The organism is Fusobacterium sp. (assembly GCF_030528405.1).
Lineage (GTDB): Bacteria > Fusobacteriota > Fusobacteriia > Fusobacteriales > Fusobacteriaceae > Fusobacterium.
Genome location: NZ_JAUMYY010000029.1, coordinates 1 through 22,179, shown reverse-complemented (window position 1 = coordinate 22,179; position 22,179 = coordinate 1). Strand labels below are relative to the sequence as shown.

The 22,179-nt window shown below is 28.6% G+C and carries 14 protein-coding genes; 8 read left to right on the top strand and 6 right to left on the bottom strand.

Annotated elements, in window-relative coordinates:
* The 3 genes from recJ to Q4A58_RS05850 all read right to left on the bottom strand — a co-directional run.
* On the bottom strand, window positions 1-1,313 hold a 1,313-nt coding region (gene recJ / locus Q4A58_RS05860; RefSeq protein WP_303117417.1), incomplete at its 3' end, for a single-stranded-DNA-specific exonuclease RecJ.
* Between the two features lie 99 nt (window positions 1,314-1,412).
* Window positions 1,413-2,114: a queuosine precursor transporter gene (locus tag Q4A58_RS05855; RefSeq protein ID WP_303117415.1), complete on the bottom strand. Its 702-nt coding sequence runs from the start codon at window positions 2,112-2,114 to the stop codon at window positions 1,413-1,415.
* Window positions 2,111-2,824 carry a radical SAM protein gene (locus Q4A58_RS05850; RefSeq protein ID WP_303117413.1) on the bottom strand — a complete coding sequence of 238 codons (714 nt, stop codon included), beginning with the start codon at window positions 2,822-2,824 and terminating at the stop codon, window positions 2,111-2,113. The genes Q4A58_RS05855 and Q4A58_RS05850 overlap by 4 nt, the downstream gene beginning before the upstream one ends.
* Window positions 2,825-3,124: 300 nt before the next feature.
* Here Q4A58_RS05850 and Q4A58_RS05845 point away from each other — a divergent pair, with 300 nt between their 5' ends.
* From Q4A58_RS05845 to rnmV, 5 genes are all read left to right on the top strand, one after another.
* Window positions 3,125-4,375, top strand: coding sequence for an FtsW/RodA/SpoVE family cell cycle protein (locus Q4A58_RS05845; RefSeq protein ID WP_303117411.1), 1,251 nt, complete (start codon window positions 3,125-3,127; stop codon window positions 4,373-4,375).
* A gap of 69 nt (window positions 4,376-4,444) precedes the next feature.
* On the top strand, window positions 4,445-4,633 hold the full coding sequence (locus Q4A58_RS05840) for a DUF896 domain-containing protein (protein WP_303117410.1): 189 nt from the start codon (window positions 4,445-4,447) through the stop codon (window positions 4,631-4,633).
* Between the two features lie 9 nt (window positions 4,634-4,642).
* Window positions 4,643-6,028 (top strand): asparagine--tRNA ligase, encoded by a 1,386-nt coding sequence (gene asnS / locus Q4A58_RS05835; protein ID WP_303117409.1) that lies wholly within the window; start codon window positions 4,643-4,645, stop codon window positions 6,026-6,028.
* 47 nt (window positions 6,029-6,075) lie between these two features.
* The gene (locus Q4A58_RS05830; RefSeq protein WP_303117408.1) at window positions 6,076-6,543 is read left to right on the top strand and encodes a GNAT family N-acetyltransferase; all 468 of its coding nucleotides are present in this window, start codon (window positions 6,076-6,078) and stop codon (window positions 6,541-6,543) included.
* Window positions 6,544-6,557: 14 nt separating this feature from the next.
* Window positions 6,558-7,109, top strand: a complete 552-nt coding sequence (rnmV, locus tag Q4A58_RS05825; protein ID WP_303117406.1) for a ribonuclease M5 — start codon at window positions 6,558-6,560, stop codon at window positions 7,107-7,109.
* Window positions 7,110-7,121: 12 nt separating this feature from the next.
* Here rnmV and Q4A58_RS05820 read toward each other — a convergent pair whose 3' ends face one another.
* From Q4A58_RS05820 to Q4A58_RS05810, 3 genes are read right to left on the bottom strand one after another with little or no spacing between them, the layout of a single operon-like run.
* Complete coding sequence (locus Q4A58_RS05820; RefSeq protein WP_303117405.1) at window positions 7,122-8,966, bottom strand: heavy metal translocating P-type ATPase; 1,845 nt, start codon at window positions 8,964-8,966, stop codon at window positions 7,122-7,124.
* A gap of 18 nt (window positions 8,967-8,984) precedes the next feature.
* A complete protein-coding gene (locus Q4A58_RS05815) occupies window positions 8,985-9,206 on the bottom strand; it encodes a cation transporter (protein ID WP_303117404.1) in 222 nt (73 codons plus the stop codon).
* An 18-nt stretch (window positions 9,207-9,224) separates the two neighbouring features.
* On the bottom strand, window positions 9,225-9,587 hold the full coding sequence (locus tag Q4A58_RS05810; RefSeq protein WP_303117403.1) for a helix-turn-helix transcriptional regulator: 363 nt from the start codon (window positions 9,585-9,587) through the stop codon (window positions 9,225-9,227).
* 258 nt (window positions 9,588-9,845) lie between these two features.
* Here Q4A58_RS05810 and Q4A58_RS05805 point away from each other — a divergent pair, with 258 nt between their 5' ends.
* From Q4A58_RS05805 to Q4A58_RS05795, 3 genes are read left to right on the top strand one after another with little or no spacing between them, the layout of a single operon-like run.
* A complete protein-coding gene (locus Q4A58_RS05805; RefSeq protein ID WP_303117401.1) occupies window positions 9,846-11,498 on the top strand; it encodes a ShlB/FhaC/HecB family hemolysin secretion/activation protein in 1,653 nt (550 codons plus the stop codon).
* 11 nt (window positions 11,499-11,509) lie between these two features.
* Entirely contained in the window at window positions 11,510-21,556 is a 10,047-nt protein-coding gene (locus Q4A58_RS05800; protein ID WP_303117399.1) for a leukotoxin, read from the top strand.
* Between the two features lie 28 nt (window positions 21,557-21,584).
* Complete coding sequence (locus Q4A58_RS05795; protein ID WP_303117397.1) at window positions 21,585-22,022, top strand: histidine kinase; 438 nt, start codon at window positions 21,585-21,587, stop codon at window positions 22,020-22,022.
* The last annotated feature ends 157 nt before the right edge of the window (window positions 22,023-22,179 follow it).

The window sequence follows — 22,179 nt, the reverse complement described above, 5'->3', positions numbered from 1 at the left end:
TCTTTATTAAAATTTTCCTCTATATATTTGTCAAGTCTTTCATAGAGTTCAGCTATTTTATCCATAGAAATAGTGAAACCTGCTGCTCCAGAGTGGCCACCGTATTTTATTAAAATGTCACTAACAGAATTTAAACAATCTACAATATTTAAACCTTCTATACTTCTACAAGAAGCAGTTGCTATGCCTTCATCTTCTTTTATTTCCATAATAATAGTGGGTTTATAATATTTATCCAATATTTTTGAAGCCACAATGCCTATTACACCATGATGAAAAGTCTTACTTGCAACTAGGATTAAATTTTTTTCATAAAGTTTTTGTTTTTCAACTTCATTTATTGACTTTTCAAATATTTTATTTTGAATTTCTTTTCTATCATAATTGTTTTGTAAAAGCTCTTCTATTATTTTTAGACATTGAAAAGAGTCTTCTTCCAAAAATAATTTTACAGCATTTTTTGCATCTTCTAGACGACCTGCCGCATTAAAAATTGGAGCAATTATATAGCCTACATCGTAAGCTGAGTAGGTTCTGTACTCATAATCATCTGGAAATATTTTTCTTAAGAGTTGTTTAAGTCCTATCCATTTTGTTTGATTAAGAGCCCTAAGTCCTTTTTTGACAAACTTTCTATTTTCTGAAACTAGAGGTACTATATCAGCTATTGTTCCAATAGCTACAATATCTAAATATTTGTCTATAGCTTTTAAATTATTTTTTTTAGAAAATAATGCATAGACAAGCATAAAAGCAGTACCTACTCCTGCTAAATATTTAAAATTGTATTCATTTTCTTCTCTCTTGGGATTAATTATGGCAAGAGCTTTAGGCATATTAGCTGTTATTTCATGATGATCAGTAATTATAAAATCTAAATTTAATTCATTTGCAAATTTTATTTCCTCTATTGAATTAATACCACAGTCAACACTTATTACTAAATCTGTTGAATCATCTTTTAAAAATTTTATAGCTTCTTTGTTTAAACCATAACCATCGTCTCTAAGTGGGATGTAATAATCCACATTTGCTCCTAGTTCTGAAAGAGCTAAGTAAAGTATAGATACAGATGTAATACCATCGACATCATAGTCTCCATAAATATAAATTTTTTCCTTTTTATCAATAGCTACAAAGATTCTTTTAACAGCTAGCTCCATATCTTTTAACTCAAATGGATTAAAATCTAAATTTTCATCTAAATTTAAATTTCTACTTCTTAAAATATTTTCAATAGTTATATCATATTTTGAACTTCTATCTATATAAAAATTGTTTATAAAGGTCTTTATCCAAGTTGTTTTTTTCATGAATTTCTCCTATGAAACTTATTTTTGCTTTGCACTAATATTATATAATTTTAAGAAAATACTTCAAAGAAAATAAAAAAGGAATACTTTTATTTTTTATTAGCAGTCAGGAATTAATTTTTTTCTAAATAAAAATTCAGCCAAATATATAAATGGTGTATCACAAATAGCAACTATTGTTTTTATTATGTAAGTAGAGATAAAAATTTGCAGCAATGTTTCAAAAGGATAAACTCCATAAAAAGCTATCAATGTGAAAATTAAGTTATCCAATATTTGACTTATCAATGTACTTCCATTATTTCTAAACCATAAATATTTAGTACTAGGAAGTTTACTTTTAATAAGTTCATATAGCCAAACATCGTGAAATTGAGAAATAAGATAGGCGCTCAAAGATGCAAATACAAGCCTAGGCATTAAAGAAAATATTGCTCTAATTCCATTAAAAAGTTTTATACCTTCTGGGATATCAAGAGGTGTAAATAGAATCGCAAGTTGCATAATAATTGCCATTGAAATAAGAGAGAAAAATCCTATTTTTACTGCAATTTTTGCCTCTTGTTTACCATAGTTTTCGTTTAAGATATCTGTGATTAAAAAGCCACCTGCATACAATATATTACCTAAGGTTGCATCCATTCCAAAAAGTCTTACAAGCATAACAACTTGTATATTTGCAAGTATAGTTGATATTGGTACCCAAATATATAGCCCTATTTTTCCAAATTTTTTATATGCAAAACTTATACATGAAAAATTTACCAACATCATTATAAACCATAAAATAATATTTCTCATTGTTCAAATACTCCTAATTCCTTATTGTCTATTAAAATTTCTACACGCTCATTATTAAAAAGCTCTTTCATTTCAGTGATAAACCATCTAACTAGTTCTTCATCTCTTTTAACTAGGGTTCCATTATTTACAAAGACATTTACTGTGATAGCTTTAAAATATTTTAATCCCATTTCTATATCTTTTCTAATCATTTCTTTTGTTTGGCCTCTAGTTCCAATTAAAAGACAGACAGAATAGATACTATTGGATAAATATTTAAGTTCTTCTTCTCTTAAAAAAAATTTTTTATTATAAACATTAATTCGGAAGTCATTATCAAAAGTTTCCATCCCCATTCGAAATCTAAGTTCGACTTTTTTCTCAAGATTAAAGAAGGATATAATTTCATCTAAGCGCTTTATATAGCTATAGTAAATCTCAAAATATAAAATATTAATCCCTTTCTCATAAACAATGTCTCTTATTTTCTCCAAACTTTCTTTAGGAATTTCAAATACAGAACCAGAATTAATAACCTCTAAAACTTTAAATTCTCCAGTTATTTTCTTTAAAACTTCTTGATTTGTAAGGTTTATCTCCTCTTCATTACTTGAATTATCTTCAATATAATTACAAAAACTACATTTTCCATAGATACAAGGAAAAGATTTTAAAAGGACTATTTCTCTTGCAAATCTTCCTTTAACTTTGCTATATCGTATTCCCATTTTGCTCCTTTTATTCTTAAAATTTAACTCCAAGTTTTTAATATAATATCCTTAAAATAATAAAAATTTCTAAAATATAAAAAAAGCTGATACAAAAATCAGCTAGCCAATAAACAAAAAATAATATTTCTTATGAAATAAAAAAATCTAGTTTTTTAGAGATGGTTTGGCTAGCACATCTATACTTATACTTCTTTATCTATAATACTTCTGAAAACAAAAAATGTCAATAATATATTTTATCTCTAACAAAGCTATGATATAATAAAATACTAAAATAATTTTAATTAAGAGGTCTTTATGAACATTAAAATAAAAAATAAAAGTAAAAATAATTCAACAGACAATCTATATAAAAAAATAAATGATATAAATAAGGAAAAGAAAAAAGAAGAAGAAAAGAATAATGTTAAAAAGAGGACTCAAAATATAATTATAATCTGTTTGATTCTTATATTAATAGGCTTTGCCAATTTTTATAGTGCTATTTTACGTTTTGATAGTAGAATTGTTTTTAATAAAATATTAAAGCATCTGTTAATATTTTCTATTTCTCTTACTTGCTTTTTAGTAAGTTCAAGAATAAACTTTAAAATTTTTAGCAATAGACGAGTTAGATATTTGTTTTTAATTTTAGGTCTTTTAATATTCTCTATTGTAGCATTCTTTCCAAATAAAGAATTATTTCCAATTATAAATGGTGGAAAGGGCTGGATAAGAATAAAAGGTTTTAGTTTACAAATAACAGAGCTCTATAAAGTAGCATATATATTAATGATAACAAGTTTACTTGCAAGAGGAAAAGATGATGATAGCGATATGACTCCGATAAAAAACATTGCAAGTATACTGGTATATCTTGGTTTTTTTATTTTTTTATTACTGTGCTTAAAAGATTTAGGAACAGGAATACACTACATAATGATAACAATTTTTTTAATATTCTTATCAGATATTAAAGATAAAATAATATGGCCAATTATAAGCTTTTTCTTTATGCTTCTAGCTCTTGCTACTTATTTATTCTATAAATTTGGAGAAAATTTTGGGTATAAACATCATAGACTTAAAATTTTTGTAGATGGCATAGTTGAAAATACTTATGATAGATTTGAGGCTTATCAAATTTATCAATCTCTTGTTGGTTTTGGAACAGGTGGATTATTTGGTAAAGGATATGGAAATGGAGTACAAAAATATAGTTATATTCCTGAAGTTGAAACTGATTTTGCAATTTCTACTTTTGGTGAAGAAATGGGACTTTTTGGGATGATATTAATACTTATAACTTTTTTTATACTTTTTACTTTGATAATGAACGTAGCAGAAAATTCTAAGTCTTATTTTGGAAAGTATTTGGCTTCTACTATAGCAGGATATTTTATAACTCAAGTTGTTATCAATATAGGAGTTGCAATAGGTTTGATACCTGTTTTAGGTATTCCATTGCCATTTATTAGTTCTGGTGGTTCATCACTTTTAGCACTTTCAATAGCAATGGGAATTGTAATAAATATAAATAACTCAAAATTACAAGAACTTGAAGATTGAATTTTTGACAATAGTTCTTAGTAGTGATATAATTTTTTGATATAAAGTTTTAAATAAAGGTGGAAAAAGATGGAAATGAAAAATATTATAGAGAAAGTAAATTATTATTCTCGACTTGCAAAGCAAAGAGAACTCAGTGAAGAAGAGAAAATTCAAAGAGAACATTATAGAAAACTTTATCTTGAACAGTTTAAAAATCAAGTTAGGGGTCATTTAGAAAATATAGAGATAGTTGATAATAAGCAACAGTTAAATTAGGGGGAAAAAATGCTAAAAGTAAAAGATATTTTTAGGAATGGAGAAAAATATTTAAACAAAGAGGTAGAACTTTTTGGATGGGTAAGAAAAATTAGAGACCAAAAGAAATTTGGATTTATTGAATTAAATGATGGTTCATTTTTTAAAGGAGTACAAATAGTATTTGAAGAAAATTTAGAAAATTATGAAGAGATTTCAAGACTTTCTATTTCATCAACTATAAAAGTTAAAGGAATTTTAATAGAATCACAGGGAGCAGGTCAAGCTTTAGAGATTAAGGCAACAAAAATAGAAGTTTTTCAAAAAGCTAATTTGGATTATCCTTTACAAAATAAAAGACACACTTTTGAATTTTTAAGAACAATTGCACATTTAAGACCAAGAACAAATGCTTTCTCAGCGGTTTTTAGAGTGAGATCTGTTCTTGCATATGCAATACATAAATTTTTCCAAGAACAAAATTTTGTTTATGTACATACACCAATAATAACTGGTTCTGATGCAGAAGGTGCTGGAGAAATGTTTAGGGTTACAACTCTTGATATGAACAAGTTACCTAAAAAAGAGGATGGAACAGTAGATACAAGTAAAGATTTTTTTGGAAAGGAAACTAATTTAACAGTTAGTGGGCAACTAAATGGGGAAACTTATTGTGCAGCATTTAGGGATATTTATACATTTGGCCCAACTTTTAGAGCAGAGTATTCTAACACAGCAAGACATGCTTCTGAATTTTGGATGATAGAGCCTGAAATTGCTTTTGCTGATTTAGGTGCAAATATGGAATTGGCTGAGGCTATGGTAAAATATATTATTAAATATGTAATGGATAATTGTCCAGAAGAAATGGAATTTTTTAATGCCTTTGTTGAAAAAGGTTTATTTGAAAAGTTAAAAAATGTTTTAGAAAATGATTTTGGAAGAGTTACTTATACAGAAGCTATAGAAATTTTAGAAAAATCCAATAAGAAATTTGAATTTCCTGTTAAATGGGGAATAGATTTACAAAGTGAACATGAACGATATTTAGCGGAAGAATATTTTAAAAAACCTATTTTTGTAACAGATTATCCAAAAGATATTAAAGCATTTTATATGAAGTTAAATGAAGATGGAAAAACTGTTAGAGCTATGGATTTATTAGCACCAGGAATAGGAGAAATAATAGGTGGTTCTCAAAGAGAAGATAACTATGACTTACTAGTTAAAAGAATGGATGATTTAGGACTGGATAAGGAAGCATATTCATTTTATTTAGATTTAAGAAGATATGGAAGCTTTCCCCATTCAGGTTATGGATTAGGTTTTGAGAGAATGCTTATGTACATAACAGGAATGCAAAATATAAGAGATGTGATTCCTTTTCCAAGAACACCTAACAATGCAGAGTTTTAATAAAGATTTTGTTAACAATATAATTTTTATTTTAAGGAGTGGTTGATATGACATTTAGATTTGCTGAAGAGAAAGATGCTTCAAAGATTTTGTATTTTATAAAAGCACTTGCGGATTATGAAAAGCTAGCAAATGAAGTGGTAGCTACTGAAGAAGACTTAAAAGAATGGATATTTAAAAAACAAAAAGCTGAAGTAATTTTTTTATTAGAAAATAATAAAGAAGTTGGCTTTGCATTATTTTTTCATAATTTTTCAACTTTTTTAGGAAGGGCAGGTCTTTATTTAGAGGATTTATTTGTTTTACCTGAATATAGGGGGAAAGGATATGGGAAAGCTTTATTTAAAGAGCTAGCAAGAATTGCAGTTGACAGAGGTTGTGGACGTTTAGAATGGTGGTGTTTGGATTGGAATAAACCAAGCATAGATTTTTATCTTTCTTTAGGAGCAAAACCTATGGATGAATGGACAGTTTATCGTTTGACTGGAGATACCTTAAAAAAACTAGCTAAATAATTAAGAGAGAGAATATGAAAAAAAAAATTAAAGAAGTAATTGTAGTTGAGGGGAAAGATGATATTTCAGCTGTAAAAGCAGCTGTAATAGCTGAAGTTTTTCAAGTAAATGGTCATGCCGTGAGAAAAAATAAAAGTATAGAAAAGTTAAAAATTGCCTATGAAAATAAAGGGCTTATAATTTTGACTGATGCTGACTATGCTGGGGAAGAGATTAGAAAATATCTAAATAAAAATTTTCCTAATGCAAAAAATGCTTATATTCCTAGAAAAAATAGTATAAAAAATAAGGATATAGGGATAGAAAATGCAAAACCTAAGGACATAATTCTTGCTTTAGAGAGAGCAAGATGTAGCTTTGAAGAAAATTTAGATAGTGTCTTTACAACAAATTTACTTTTTGAATATGGATTAATAGCTCAAAAAAATTCGTTTGAGCTTAGAGAAAGACTGGGTAATGAGTTAGGAATAGGCTATTCTAATGGAAAGCAGCTTATCTCTAAATTAAATAAATATAATATCAGTTTTACAGAATTTGAAAATGCTTATAATAAAATAAAGAAATAGCACCTTATGGTGCTATTTTTCTATTTTTAATACTCTGAAAGAATTTAAAACAGCAAGTATTGTTACTCCTACATCTGCAAAAACTGCTTCCCACATACTAGCCATGCCAAATGCACTAAGTATGAGCGCAATAACTTTTATTATAAAAGCTATGGACATATTTTGGATTGCAATTTTAATAGTTTTTCTTGCAATTTTAATAGAGCTAACAATTTTTTTCAGTTCATCAGTCATTATTACAACATCAGCAGCTTCTATTGCAGAATCAGAACCAATACCTCCCATTGCTATACCAACATCAGCTCTCGCTAAAACAGGAGCATCATTTATGCCATCACCAACAAAGACAACTTTCTTTTTTGAATTTTTCTTTCGTGTTAAAATTTCTTCAAATTTAGCAACTTTGTCAGCTGGGAGTAAATTAGTGTAAAATTCATCTAAATTAAGTTTTTCTGCTACTTTTTTTCCAATTTTTTCTGTATCTCCAGTTAGCATAATAGTGCTTTTAACACCAAGTTTCTTCAAATTTTCAATATCTTCTTTTGCAGTTCTTTTAATTTCATCAGCAATTAAAACATAACCAACAAAATTATTTTCGATAGCAACATAGAGAATGGTTCCCGTTTCTTCAACTTTTAAGTTTTCTGGAATGTTTACAAGTTTTTTATTCCCAACAAGTATATTTTTATTTTTTACCCTAGCTTTAATACCTTTTCCAGAAATTTCTTTTATTTCTTGAATTTCGTTTTGATTGATTTCTTTTTTATAATATTTTAAAATTGACTTTGCAATTGGATGATTTGAAGCTGATTCAGCAAGTGCAACTAACTCTATAAATTCATCTTCTGAAAAATTTTCATTGCAAATTTTTATTTTTTGCACAGAGAAAAGTCCTTTAGTTAAAGTCCCAGTCTTATCAAAAATTATCGTATCTATATTAGCAAGTGCTTCTAGATAATTTCCACCTTTAACTAAAATTCCATCAGTTGAAGCGGCACCGATTCCACCAAAAAAACTCATAGGAATTGATATAACAAAGGCACAAGGGCAAGATACAACCAAAAAGGCAAGAGCTCTGAAGATCCATTCTTTCCAGTTTCCAATATCAAAGCTTAATGGTGGTATTACTGCAAGTAAAATTGCTAAGACAACAACAATAGGAGTGTAAATTTTTGCAAATTTGCTAATTAACTTTTCAGACTTTGATTTTCTGCCTGCTGCATTTTCAACTAAATCTAAAATTTTATTAACAGTAGAATCGAAATATTCTTTTGTAACTATAGCCTGAATTAGACCATTTATATTGATACAGCCGCTTAATATATCTATCCCTTCTTCAACCTCAAATGGTAGAGATTCACCTGTTAAAGAAGAAGTATCAAGTGTAGCATAACCTTTTATTACTTTTGCATCTAAAGGAACTCTTTCACCAGAACGAATTTCAATAATTTCTTCCAGTTTAACTTCATCGGGTTCAATAGTTTCTACTTTACCATTTCTAATAACATTTGCAAATTTGGGTTTTATATCCATAAGTTCAGCAATAGATTTTCTTGATTTTGATACTGCGTAACTTTGAAATAGTTCTCCTACTTCATAAAAAAGCATTACAGCAACAGCTTCTGGATATTCACCAATGATTATAGCTCCAAGTGTAGCTATGGACATTAAAAAATTTTCATCAAATATTTCCTTTCTTTTTATATTTCTAAAGGCTTTTAATAGAACTCCTCTTCCAACAATTATATAAGTAATTAATAATAGAATTATTCCAAGAGTAGAGTTATATTTTTTTAAGAATAAACCTAGAATAAAAAAAATAAAAGCCAATAAAATATTTTTTTCTCTCTTTCCCATTTTAATTATTTCTCCAAACTAAGCTTTCACAATATTAACATCTGGTTCAAGCTCATTTATAATTTTTTTAGCCTCAATAAGTATATTTTCAAATTTTTCATCTACTGCTTCAAGAGTCATTTTGGTAGTCATAAAATTAACTATAACTGAGTTAACTCCCTCCAATTTTGCAACTTTTTCTTCTATTTTACTTGCACAGTGAGCACAGTCTAATCCTTCTAGTTTAAAAATTTTTTTCATATTTTACCTCCATATATTTTATATTTTTTCTTCTTTTATATGTATTAATCCTTGTTCAAAGATTTCTTTTACATGATTATCCGCTAATGAATAAAAAACTTCTTTTCCTGATTTACGAAATTTTACTAAATTTGCCTCTCTCAAAGAACGAAGTTGATGAGAAATTGCAGATTTTGTCATATTTAAAACATTAGCAAGATCACAAACACACATTTCACTTTCATCTAAAGCCCATAAAATTCTAATTCTTGTTCCATCTCCAATAACTTTAAAGAAATCTGATAAATCACTTAAAGTTTCATCTTTTGGCATCTTATCTTTTACTTTTCTTATAATATCTTCATGGACTACATCACAATCACATATTTTATTGTTCTTCATAATCATCTCCTTAATTATATATGAATAGACATTCAACTGTTAATTTATTATAGTTGAATAATTGCTCACTTGTCAAGAGGTACTTTTTATTTTTTTGCTCAATAATTTATCAAAATAGTTTTTAAAATTTAACAAAATAAAATAATATTATTTGCTTATAAAAATTTTTTATAGATTTTTTTAAAATGTTGTGATATAATTTGTCGTTGTTTTTATATTTTAAAACTATACGTATTTTTTGAACGAAAAGGAGATATAATGTTTATTTTTAGAAAAAGAATGGTATTAATTTTTCTTTTAGCAATAGCTATACAAAAAAATTTATTAGCAGCTTCACTAATAAACCCTAGTCCAAATAATGATGCAGGAGTTATTTTAAAGCGTGAGCAAGAAATTTTAAAAAAAGAAAAAATGCTAAAAGATTTTGAAGAAGAAAAGACAAAAATAAGAGAGGGAGTACAGAATAAAAATTTACTTCAAACTCAGGAAAAAGAACAGGAAGAAATTTTTTTTAAAGTTAATAAATTCAAAATAGATGAATCAGAAATTCTTTCACAAATCGAAATTGAAAATATTATAAGGCAATATATAGGTAAAGAAATAAAGATAGAGGATTTATATAAAATTATTAATAAAATTAATGAGCTATATGAAAAAAAAGGTTTTATTGTTTGTCGTGCAATTTTACCATCACAAACAATAAAAAATGGAGAAATTGAAATTAGATTAATCGAAGGAAAAACAGGAGAAGTCCAAATAAAAGGAAATATTTCAACGAAAGAAAATTATATCAAAAATAGAATATCCTTAGCAGAGGGAGAAATTTCTAATTTTAAGAAATTAAATCAAGATCTCATATGGTTTAATGCAACTAATGATGCACAAATAAGAGTTGAAATGCAAGCTGGTAAAAAAATTAAAACAACAGACTATATACTGAATGTTTATGAACCCCAAAAAAATCAATTTACTATTTTTGGAGATAATTTTGGTTCAAAAAATACAGGAGAATATCGTACAGGTATTAGTTATGTTAATAATAGTTTAACTAATTATAGAGATCAGTTTTTGATTTCTGGGATAAAAACAAAGGGGACAGATTCAGTAGGACTTTACTATAGTTTTCCTATAACAAGAAAAGGTGGGCGTTTAAACTTTCAATATTCTAATGGAAAAATTGAAATAATAAAAGGTGATTTAAAAGACTTAAAAGTAAAAGGAAAATCATCAAGTTATGGTTTTGGATTTACACAGACTTTATCAGTAAATGAAAAAAGAAAAATAGAAACTTCTATTGATTGGTCAAAGCAAAAGTCCTCAACAGATATATTAGATTTTAATTGGGTAAGGGATGAAATTTCTAAAATAAATTTCTCTCTATCAATGATAACATACGGTGAAAATCAAATACTATACACAAAGAATAATTTTTCAAAAGGAAGGGCTAAATTTTTAAGTGGCAAAGAGAAAAATTTTAAAAAATATAATTTATTTTTGATGTATCAGAAAAAATTTGCTAATAAAACTGCATTTAGTACAAAACTAGATGCCCAATATTCTTTTAGTGATTATCTTCCTTCAGCAGAACAATTTTATGCTGGTGGAACATATAGTGTAAGGGGTTATAGTGAAAGTTTTATGGGAGCAGATAAAGGTATTTCAATCAGTAATGAATTTTCAATGCCATTAGGAAATTATGGAGATACTTTTCTGTTTTTTGATGCAGCATCTTTTCATGGAAAAAATGCTTTGAAAAAAAATAAAATATATGGAATAGGACTTGGGTATAAGAAAAGTTTTGAAAAGGGGACATCTATATCTGCAAGTCTTGGATTTCCTCTAGTTAAAAATATAAATAATTTTGAAGTGGATTCATATAGACTGCATATTACAATAAATCATCAATTTTAGGAGAGTTAAAAATGAGTAAAGACAAAGTAAATATTGAATTAAAAAAAGGTTTTTCTAAAAAAACTATAATTAAGATGGCAACATTGGGATTTTTGATAAATTCTATAAATTCAAGTGCTAATGGAATAAAAGCCACAGAGGGATTCGGAACAAATGTTCAACAAAATGGAAATATTTTTGATATAACAACTTCAAAAATAAAAGGTGAGAATGCATTTAACAGTTTTGAAAGTTTTGATTTAGATGCAAATAAAATAGCCAATTTACATTTTGGTAGCAAAGGAGGAAGAGAGGCAATAAATCTTTTCAACTTTGTTAAAGAAAGAATAAACATTGACGGTACAGTTAATGCTATTAAAAATAATCAAATAGGAGGAAACCTATATTTTCTTAGTTCTGAAGGAATGGTTGTTGGAAAAACTGGGGTTATTAATACAGGCTCACTACATATTTTAACTCCAACAGCTGATGATTTTAAGAAAACATTAGAAAGTGTTGAAAATAATGGGCAGTTTTTAAAGATCTTTTCCGATGATGGAAAACTTGCAATTCCTCTAAATCCAAGTGGTAGTATTGTAATTAATGGTAAAATAAATGCTGTTAATGATATTAGAGTGGATGCAGCACAGATTAAAATATCAAAAGAGGGAGTATTAAAAACAGGAGTTGTAGACTTTTCAAATTTAGTTAATATTAGTGGAGTAGAAAATTTAGATAACATAGTACTTACAGCAACTAGAGATTCAGATAAAGGAGATATTATACTTTCTGCTTATGCTGATAGAAATTCTAAAGACGAAAATTTAAAACATAATACAATAAAAGGTAGTGGAGAGGCATTAATAAGAAAAAATATTATTGCCAGTGTTGAAAGTGAAGGAGAGCTTGAATCAGCAAAGGATGTTAAAATTTCAGCAACAGTTACTAACGGCTCTTTAAAGAAAGTTGATGGTGATGATGAATTTTATAAATCAGAAGCAGCTATTGCAAATCTTGAGGCTAAAGTCGATATAAGTGCTGGAAAAATTAAAGGGAAAAATATTGATATAAGTGCAAGCTCTAAAAACTACTATGACACTCCAGGAGTAATTAAAGGTGGAGAGTTTGCTCTTTCAGCTTTAACAGGGTCAATTTCTCCTATTAACATAAAGGGCTCTTTAGGTCTATTAACAAGTAAAGCTAGTGTAAATATTAAAAAAGATGCTACTTTAGAATCGGAAGGAAAAACAAATATTAATGCTTTCAGTGGAGTTCGAGCACTTATGGGAGCTTCAACTACACCTTTAAAAATAAAAAATTTATATTTAAAAGGAGCGGAAGGAAAAATTCCAAATATTGCAGCAGCATATGTTAATACTGAAAGTGATGCTAATATAAATATAGAGGGAGAAATAAAATCCAAAGGCAATGTAGATATAAAAGCCAAGTCTTCGAATACAATAGACGCTAATACAAATGCAGGAACTATAAAAAATGATAATAAAGTAGGAATTTCAGTTCTTGTAACAAAGGGAGTAAATAAATCTTCTGTTAATATTACAAAAGACGCAAAAGTATCATCTGACTCAGATATAAATATTGGTTCTGAAACAGAAAGTTCACTTAGAGCAAAGGTTGCAGGAACAATTGGAGATAATGCTAATGCTATTATAGCTGCAAATGTTTCTGAATATAAAAGTTCTTCTGATTTAAAAATAGCAGGAACAGTAAATTCTTCTGGTAAATTGGATATAAGTTCAAAAAATATTATAAAGGAAAATATTTTAAATACTACAAGTAAAATAGGCTCAGGTAAATTAATAAATGAAGTTGTTATGGAATCAGAGCATACTAAAAAGTTAATGGAAGCTATAAAAAATAGATTTGGTGGTGAAGATGAGAAAACTAAAAAGAGTTTTACGGATCTTTTTAATATAGGAGCATCAGCAACTATTATTAATCATGATAACTCTTCTAATATAAAAATAGAAAAAGATGCAAAACTTTCATCTAATTTAGGGACATCTATAAAAGCTTTAAATGAAGTTCAAAATATCCATGTAGAAACTTCAAGTGCAACCTTAGCTACTAGAGAGGAAGAAAATAAAAAACTAAGTGTTGGAGCAGCCCTACTTTATGGAAATATAAAAAATAATGCTTCAGTAGACATAGAAGAAGATACTCAAATTACTTCTAAAGGAAAAATTGATATAACTGGTGAATCAAAAATAGAATATAAAAATATTTCTAAAATGATAGGAGAATTACTTGAAAGAGTACAAGATTTACAAAATATTTTTTCAGAAGGTGGAGAATTTAAGGGAGAATTAGGACTTATTGATCCTGATAAATTTGAGGAATTAGAAGGTATTCTTAAAGAATTTAAAAAGAAGTTGGATGGAAAACCAGACTTACTAACTAGTGGAGAAAAAATTACAATAACTTTGTCTGATGGACAGACAAAAACTGGAACAGCTCCAGAAATAATAAATTATTTAACAGAAGAAATGAAAAAGTTTGGAGATTCTATACCCGATATCAGTCAAAAAAATATTGATAATGAAAAAGGCTTTGGAGCAAATACTAAAGATTTTATTTCAAGTTTAGCTGGAATATTCAAAGAAGCTTCTGACTTTGCTTCAATAGGTAATTATTCAACTTTTCATACTTATACTTCAGCTGCTGTAAATCCAGATAAGGATACTTCAGTTGTTTCAGGTTCTGTTTCTTGGATAGATTTACAAAATCACAGTAAGGTAAATATTGGAAAAAATGCTCAAATTAAAGCCGATGAGAATCTTAATGTTCACTCAAATAACAAAACAGAAACTGTAACAATAGTTGGAAAAGCTGGTCTTACAAAGAGTAGCAATAATTCAACTGCCGTTGGTGCTTCTATGAATATTCAAAATATAAATACTTCTTCTTCTGTTATAACAAAAGAGAAGGCATTGCTGGAAGCTAAAAATCTTGATATTAAGGCTAATAGTAATATATTTAATGTAGCAGCTTCTCTAAATGCTGGTGGAGGAGGAAATAGCTTAAATGGAATGGTAAGCTATATTCAAGGAAGTAGTAAAAACCTTATTTCTATTGATGATGAAACTATTTTAACAGGCAAAGAAAAAATCTCTATAAGTAGTAAAAATGATACTTCTATTGCAAATGCTGCTGGAGCAGTAGCTATTGGGCAAAAAAATGCAGCTGTTGGTGTTGGAATAGCTATTAATAACTATGAAGTTGATAATAAAGTTGCCATAGAAGATAATGATAATGGAAGCAGTGAATATGATAAGGATACAAGCAAGGCTAATATAAATACTAAAGCCTTTGAAGTGGAGGCAAAAACTACAGGAAAAATCAATGCTATATCAGTAGCAGGTGGAATTTCAAAAGCTGGAAACGAAGGCGGTAGAGGAATTTTTGACAGTATTGGTGATAAGGTTGACGGAGTTAAAAATGGTGCTGCAAACACTATTGGACTGCTTACAAATAAGATTACAGGTTTCTTAAATAAGGGAAAAGGAAGTCTTGGTTCTAATTTAGGTGGTTCAGAACAAGGTGGAAATAATAGTGTTTTAAAAAATTCAATAGCTCCTAAATTTAGTCTTGGTGCTGCTGGAAGTACTTCTTTGAATTTAATTAATAAAAATACGAATGTTGTTATAGATGGAGTTAATATTAACTTCACAGAAGGAAAAAAATCATTTAATGTTTCAGCAACAGATTCATCATTTATAGGTGCATGGAGTGGAGCAGCGGCATTAAATATGAATTTCGTTGATTATGGTGAGAAAAATATAAGTGCTGGAATTGCTGGAGCTGCAGCTGTAAATAAAATTAATAATTCCGTGGGGGCTGTCTTAAAAAATAATGTAATCACAGGAGCAAAAAATATAAAAGTGGGAGCTCTAAGTGGAGGGACACAAATAGCTGCTGGATTAGGTTTAGCAATATCAAAAGATGGAGGAGGACATGGAAAAAATCATCAATTAGGAACTTCTGCTTCTGTAAATCTAATAGAAAATAATGTGAACTCTGTTTTAGAAAATAATACAGTAAATGGTAATGCTGAAAAAACAAATGTGGATCTTACAGCCTATAATAGTGACACACAAATTACAGGAGGTCTTAATTTACAATTAGGAGAATCTAAAGGCTCTTTAGGGACATCTTTATCAATAAGCAGATTAAAAAATAAAGTTAATGCTGAAATTAAAGGTGGCTCATATTCTAATATAAATAATGTAGGAGTTAAAGGTATACTAGCTACAACACAAATAACATCAGCAGTGGCTGCTGGGATAACTAGCACAGGAGAAAGTGGAGGTATAGGAGTATTTGAAGGAGCTGCTTCATATAATGAAATTGATAATTCTATTAATTCGACAATAGATGGAGCTAGTATTAATAATGCTAATAATATAGATGTTCTTGCAAGAGATACAAAATCTACTTCAGATTTAGCTAAAGAATATCAATCGCAAATAGATCAAAATCATAAAGATTATTTAGCAAAGAGAGGTATTGATGCAACAGGTGAAAGTTATCAAACAGAAGGGAATAAAAATTTATTAAATAAAAAAGATGGTGCAGTAATTGTGTCGGCGGCGCTTGCTGGCTCAGCTACAAATAAGGCTTCATCTGGAGTTGGAGTTTCAGTAAATTTAATTAAAAACAAGTTTAATGCTGGAATTAAAAATTCTGGAAATATTTCAGCTAATACTACCAATGTAAATTCTCAATCTAACACTACGATGGTAAATGTGGCTACAGGAGCAGCTGTAAGTACAAATAGCTTTGGTGGAGCAGGCTCTGTTGCTTGGCAAGAAGTAAATAATGAAATTATATCTAAAATTGAAAACTCTACAATTAACGTAAATACTTTAAATGTTCAAGCTAATAATGGAATAACAGGAGTCAATGTAGCTGGCGAGATTGCAGGAGGAAAAGGTGTTGCTGTAGGAGCAGTTCTTGCAAATAGCAATGCAAATAATAAGACAGGAGCCTATATTTTAGGAACTGATCTAAGTTCATCTTCAACTAATGGTTTAAATTTAAGAGTCAATGCTGAAAATATTTCTGCAATAACTACAGTTGCTGCAGGAGCTGCTATAAGTGGTAAAAATATCGGAGTTGGAGGAACAATAGCTGTAAATCGTGTTTCAAGTGAAACAGAAAGTTTAGTTGATAAAACAGCTGATAAAAATACTAATATAGAAAATGTAAATTCTATTGATATAGCTGCTACTGACAAAACAAATTTAAATACAATAGCTGGAAGTATTAATGGAGGTAAAAAAGCTGGAGTTGGAGGAACTATAGCTTATACAGATATAGGTGGAGCTTCTTCTGATAATAATAATGCGAAATATACTGTAAAAGCTGGATTAAATAATTCAAATATAAAAACAGTTGGAGAAGGTAATATTAATGTAAAAGCTAAAGATAATACAATAGTGAATACAATAGCTGGAGGAGTTTCTGGAGCAGGAAGTGTTGCAGTACAAGGTTCATCTGCCACAGCATTAATAAATAAAAAAGTTAATTCATCTGTGGAAAGAACAAATATTAATAGAGAAAATGAAGAAAAAAATACTAATTTGAATATTATAGCTGAAAATAACAGTGTAGTAACAACAAATGCAAGTGTGATATCAGTTGCTCCAGGAGGAACAGGAACAGGAATTGGAGCAGGAGTTTCAGTTAATAGAATTATACAGAATACCTCTGCAAACTTAGTAAATAGTAATGCTAATGTTAAGAATGCATTAGTTAAGAGTAAAGTTTCTTCAGAAATTAAAAATATAGGAATTGGAGCAGGAGTAGGAATTGGAGGGACAGGAGTTGGATTAACTGGTTCTACTGTTATAAATAAAATAACAAATAATAATACAGCTTCCATTGAAAAAACTAATCTACATGCTAAAGGAAATATAGGAGTAATTGCTGAAAGTGATGCAACAATAAGTAGCTATGGTGGTTTTGCTAGTGCAGGTCAAAAAGCAGCTGTAGGAGTATCTACTAGTATCAACGAAATATCTGGAAATACAAAAGCTGGCTTTATTAATTCAAATGTTATTGCAGAAGAAAGAACAGAAGATACTATTGATACTCAGGGAGAAGTAGAAAAAGTTACGGATAGATTAGTTGGAAATATTGATATAAATAGTAGTTTGGCTAAAGATAGAAAAAAATCTAAGAAAAAAGGAATAATTGTTGATAGTTCTTCAACTTCAACTATAAAAACTTTACTTGCAACAGCAGGAGGAGCTGTTCAGGGAGCAGTTAGTGGTACAATTAATGTGAATACAATTTCAGGACTTACAGAAGTAAATGTTACAAAATCTAACTTGATAGGAAAAAATATATCTATTCATTCAGGAGACTATACTAACAGTATAGGTATTTTAGGAAGTGCAGCTGGTGCTTTAAGAGCAGGAGTAGGTGCTTCTTCTGATACAAATATTATAACTAGAAATACAAAGACAACAATTGATAAAAATTCTTATATTGAAAGTAGAAATATAAATATTGATGCAGAGGCAAAACAAGGAATATCTTCTTATACTATTGGTGTTGCTGGTGCTGGCGTTGGAGCTGGAATAGCTGGAACAGTTTCAGTCAATAAAATGGTAGGAAAAACAGAAGTAGATATAAGCAATGCTACTATAATAGCAAACGATAGTGTAAATATGCTTTCAAAACATCAAAGTAATATTTCTGTAGGAAATGCATCAGCTGGTGTTGCCGGAAAGGGAGCTGGAATAGGTGCAGCTGTCAGTGTCAATAAGGATGAGAGTGAAACAATAGTAAAAATAAAAGATTCAAATATAACAGCCGGTAATAAATTAGATGTTAATTCTAATAATGAAACAAATATGCAGACAGCTATTGTAGCCGCTGGTGTAGGAGTTATAGGAGCTGGAGTTTCTGGAACAGTTTCAGTCAACAATATAGCAAATAAAGTTATTTTAGATATAAATAATAGTAAACTTAATGCTAGAAATTCTGATGTCAATATAAAAGCACATAATAAGATTAAAACAGAATTAAATTCAGGAGGAGGCGCAGGCGGACTGGCGGCTGTCACAGGAGTAGTTTCTGTTAATACTATCAATAGTGGTGTTTTAACAAGAATAGGAAATAATTCAAGCATTGTTTCTGAAAAAGGCAATACTAATATTTCTGCAACAGAAGAAAGAGATATTAAGCAAATTGTTGCTAATGCAGGATTAGGAGGAGTAGCATTAGGGGCTAATGTTCTAATTAATAACTTTGGAACAGCTGTCCTAGATAAGGAAGATGTAAATGTATCAAAAATTTTTGAAGAAATTAATCAAGAGCAAAAGCAAAAATTTGATAATAAAACTTTAAAATTGCTTCAAGAAAAAGGAATAGAAAAGACTAATAACGATTATAGTGTTGAAGTAAACAGAGGAGAGAAAGCTAATAGTGGAATTGTAGTGGATATACAAAATACTTATATCAAAGGAAATAATGTAAATATTTATGCACAAGAAAAAAATGATGTAAATTCTACAAATGGAAGTGGAACAGCTGGAGTAGTAGCAGCATCAGGAGCAGTTTCAATAAATAATATTAAAAGAAATTTAGGAATAAATATAACAAACTCTAATATTTCTGCTAATAGAAATTTAAAAGTAGAGGCAAATATTTTAGGAAAAATAAATTCTAAAGTTATTCAAGGTATCTCAGGTCTTTTAGGACTGGGAGCGGCATATGCTGAAACTAATTCAAATGGTAGCACAACACTTAATATTAAAAATTCTAATTTACAAGCAGTTAATACTAATATATTAGCTAAAGATACTTCTGAATTAAAAACGGAAGCTACTGGAGTAACAGCTGGTGTTGTAGCATCAGGAGCTATTATTTCTAAGGCAAAAAACTCAAGTTCAGTGGGAATTGAAATTGATAATTCTACTTTCAATAAAGACTTCAATGAAGGTAAAGAAATTAATATCAAGGCTGAAAAAGCTAATAAAATAACAGCAACTTCTGATGGAGGCTCAGCAGGTGTAGCAAGTGGAATTGGCGTAGTGGCTAATGCAAAAGATGAAGGAATCAGCAGTATAAATATAAAAAATGGAAATAATAAATTTGATTCAAATACAATTAAAATAGAAGCCTTAAACAAAATGGGAATATTGGCAAGAACAGGAAGTGAATCAGGAGCTATTTTAGCTAATGTTGGTGTTTCTCAATCAGAAGCAATAGCTTCAGGTCAAGCGCAACTAAATATTTCTTCAGGAAATACATTTATAGCAAAAGATGTTACTATGGGTGCAAAAATAGGAAGTTTATATCCTAATCAAAAAATGGCGAAATCCTCAACAGTTTCAAATGGCGGTGGAGGAATTGCAGGTGGGGAAGTAAACACTGCAACTTCTGAAACTAGTACTAGTGTTTTAGTAAACATAGGAAATCAAAATTATATAGGTAAAAATATTTTTAATATTCCAATTGAAACATTAAATATTTATGGAGAGAATAATACAAGTACACAAGCTGACATCACATCATTAAATATAGGAGGAATTTCTGCTCAAGGAAGTAATAAAACTATTTCAAAAAATTTATCAAAAACAATAGTAAATGTAGAAGGAGGGAAAGCTGATAAAATTACACTAAATGCTATTTCAACTTCTGAAAATACAACTTCAACTGCTGGAAGTGGTGGAGGATTTGTTGCAGGAGGGTCAATAATATCTGATAACCTAAACAGATCCAGAACAGTTTTAAATATATCAGGAAAATGGGATGTAGAAAAATCTATTAATGCCAAAGCACTAGATAAAAATATTATAAATATCAAATCAGACTCTGTAAAGGGAGGATTTGTAGGAAATAATGGTATTAATATAACAAATACATTACAAGGTGTAACAGAGCTTAATGTTAAAGATCAAACAGAGATATCTGGAAGAGGAAAAGTAGATTTTGAAGCAATCAATGACCTAGATGTAAATATTAGCACAGAAGGGGCAGCTTATGGAGGGGTAGGAAAAAGTAATGCCCTAACTAAAAATACAGTTATTAAAGATGCTAAATTGAATATTGGAAATGCACAAATTATAACTTCAAAAGAACAAAATTATCAAGCATTCACAAAGGCAAAAATAAATGTTACAAGCAAACTTTATGCTGCTGGAGCTGTTTCTTTAACATATGGTACTGTAATTAATAGTTCTAGTATTAATAATTCTGTAAAAGTTGGAAAAGGTACAAATTTACAAACAACAGATGAAGATCAAAATATTACCTTGGCTACAAGTGATAATTCTAATATAAATATTGAATCATTTGCTGAAACAAAAGGTGCAGGTGGAGAAGCCCTTACAAATTTAGAAGACTATACAGCTAGAAAAAATTCAATGAGAATAGAGGGTAATATAAGAAGTGCAGGATTTTTAAATATATATATTGGAAAAGATAAAAATGGTCAAGATAGTAAAATGAACTTAAATCTTATATCTCATGCCTATAATTACGCTTTTATTTCTAAAGCACAACCTTTACTAAAAAATGAATTAGATTTAAGAAATAACTATGAATTAGGAGATATTGTGAGTTTTGGAGGAGCTAAGGGTATAAATATCTATAATGAACTAGGGCAAAGCAATATAAGGAAAGTTTTAAGAAAATATACTTGGTATTCTAAGAAGAATGTAGACGATTATGTAGAGTCTAAAGGTGGAATAAATATGAAACGTTTAGCTAATAAATCTCTATCACTTCAAGCTCAAAATATTGAATTATTAAGAAAAGATTTTAATCAAAATTTTGCCCTTGCACTTGATACTTCAAAATTATCTAAGATAGTTTCTGTACCAGAAGATGAAGTTTCAGTTGGAAAAATAAAACTAGAAGAAACGACAGATAAAAATGGAGAAGCTCAAAATAATAAAAAACAATCAGAAAAGACTAATACAGCTAACGATGATAATAATTCAAAAACTATAAATAATTCATTAGAATCATATTCGGCAAAAAAAGATATAAATACTGAAGGGACTAAAACAGCGAGAGTAGGAGGAAAAATTATATTTTTCTAAATTAGAATAAAATTTGATTGGGGGTATTATGAATTTTAAGGCAAAAAAATTTGAGGAATTTTTAAAAAAGAATAATATTGAATGTTTTCAGAGAGAAACAATAAAAGATGAATTAAAAACTACGGTTTTTAGATCTGTTATGGAAGTTGAGGGACAAAATTTACCAACTGTTATAGTTACAGATATTAGTATCTATACTATAGTTCGTGTACAGATTGCAGCTAAGTTATTAAAAGATATTGATAGTGAAAAACTTTTAACATATCTTAATAAACTAAATAGTGAGTATAAACTTTTTAAATATTATGTGACTGAAACTGGAGATTTATGTTTAGATAGTTGTATTGTATCAACAGAAGATAATTTTGATGTTGAGATTATCTATACATCAATTGATGTAATATTGAAACATTTAATAGAGCACTATCCTATTTTGATGAAGCATATCTGGTCAATAAAAAAATAAATTTTGCTAAGAATATAATAAAAAGCCAATTGTAAAGATTTTTAAAATCAGCAATTGGCTTTTTAATTATGGTAATCTGTTTTAATATATATTTTTTATTTTTTGGCTCTGTGTCAAATGGTGTTGATGAAAAAATCAAATAAATTTTTATGTAGTT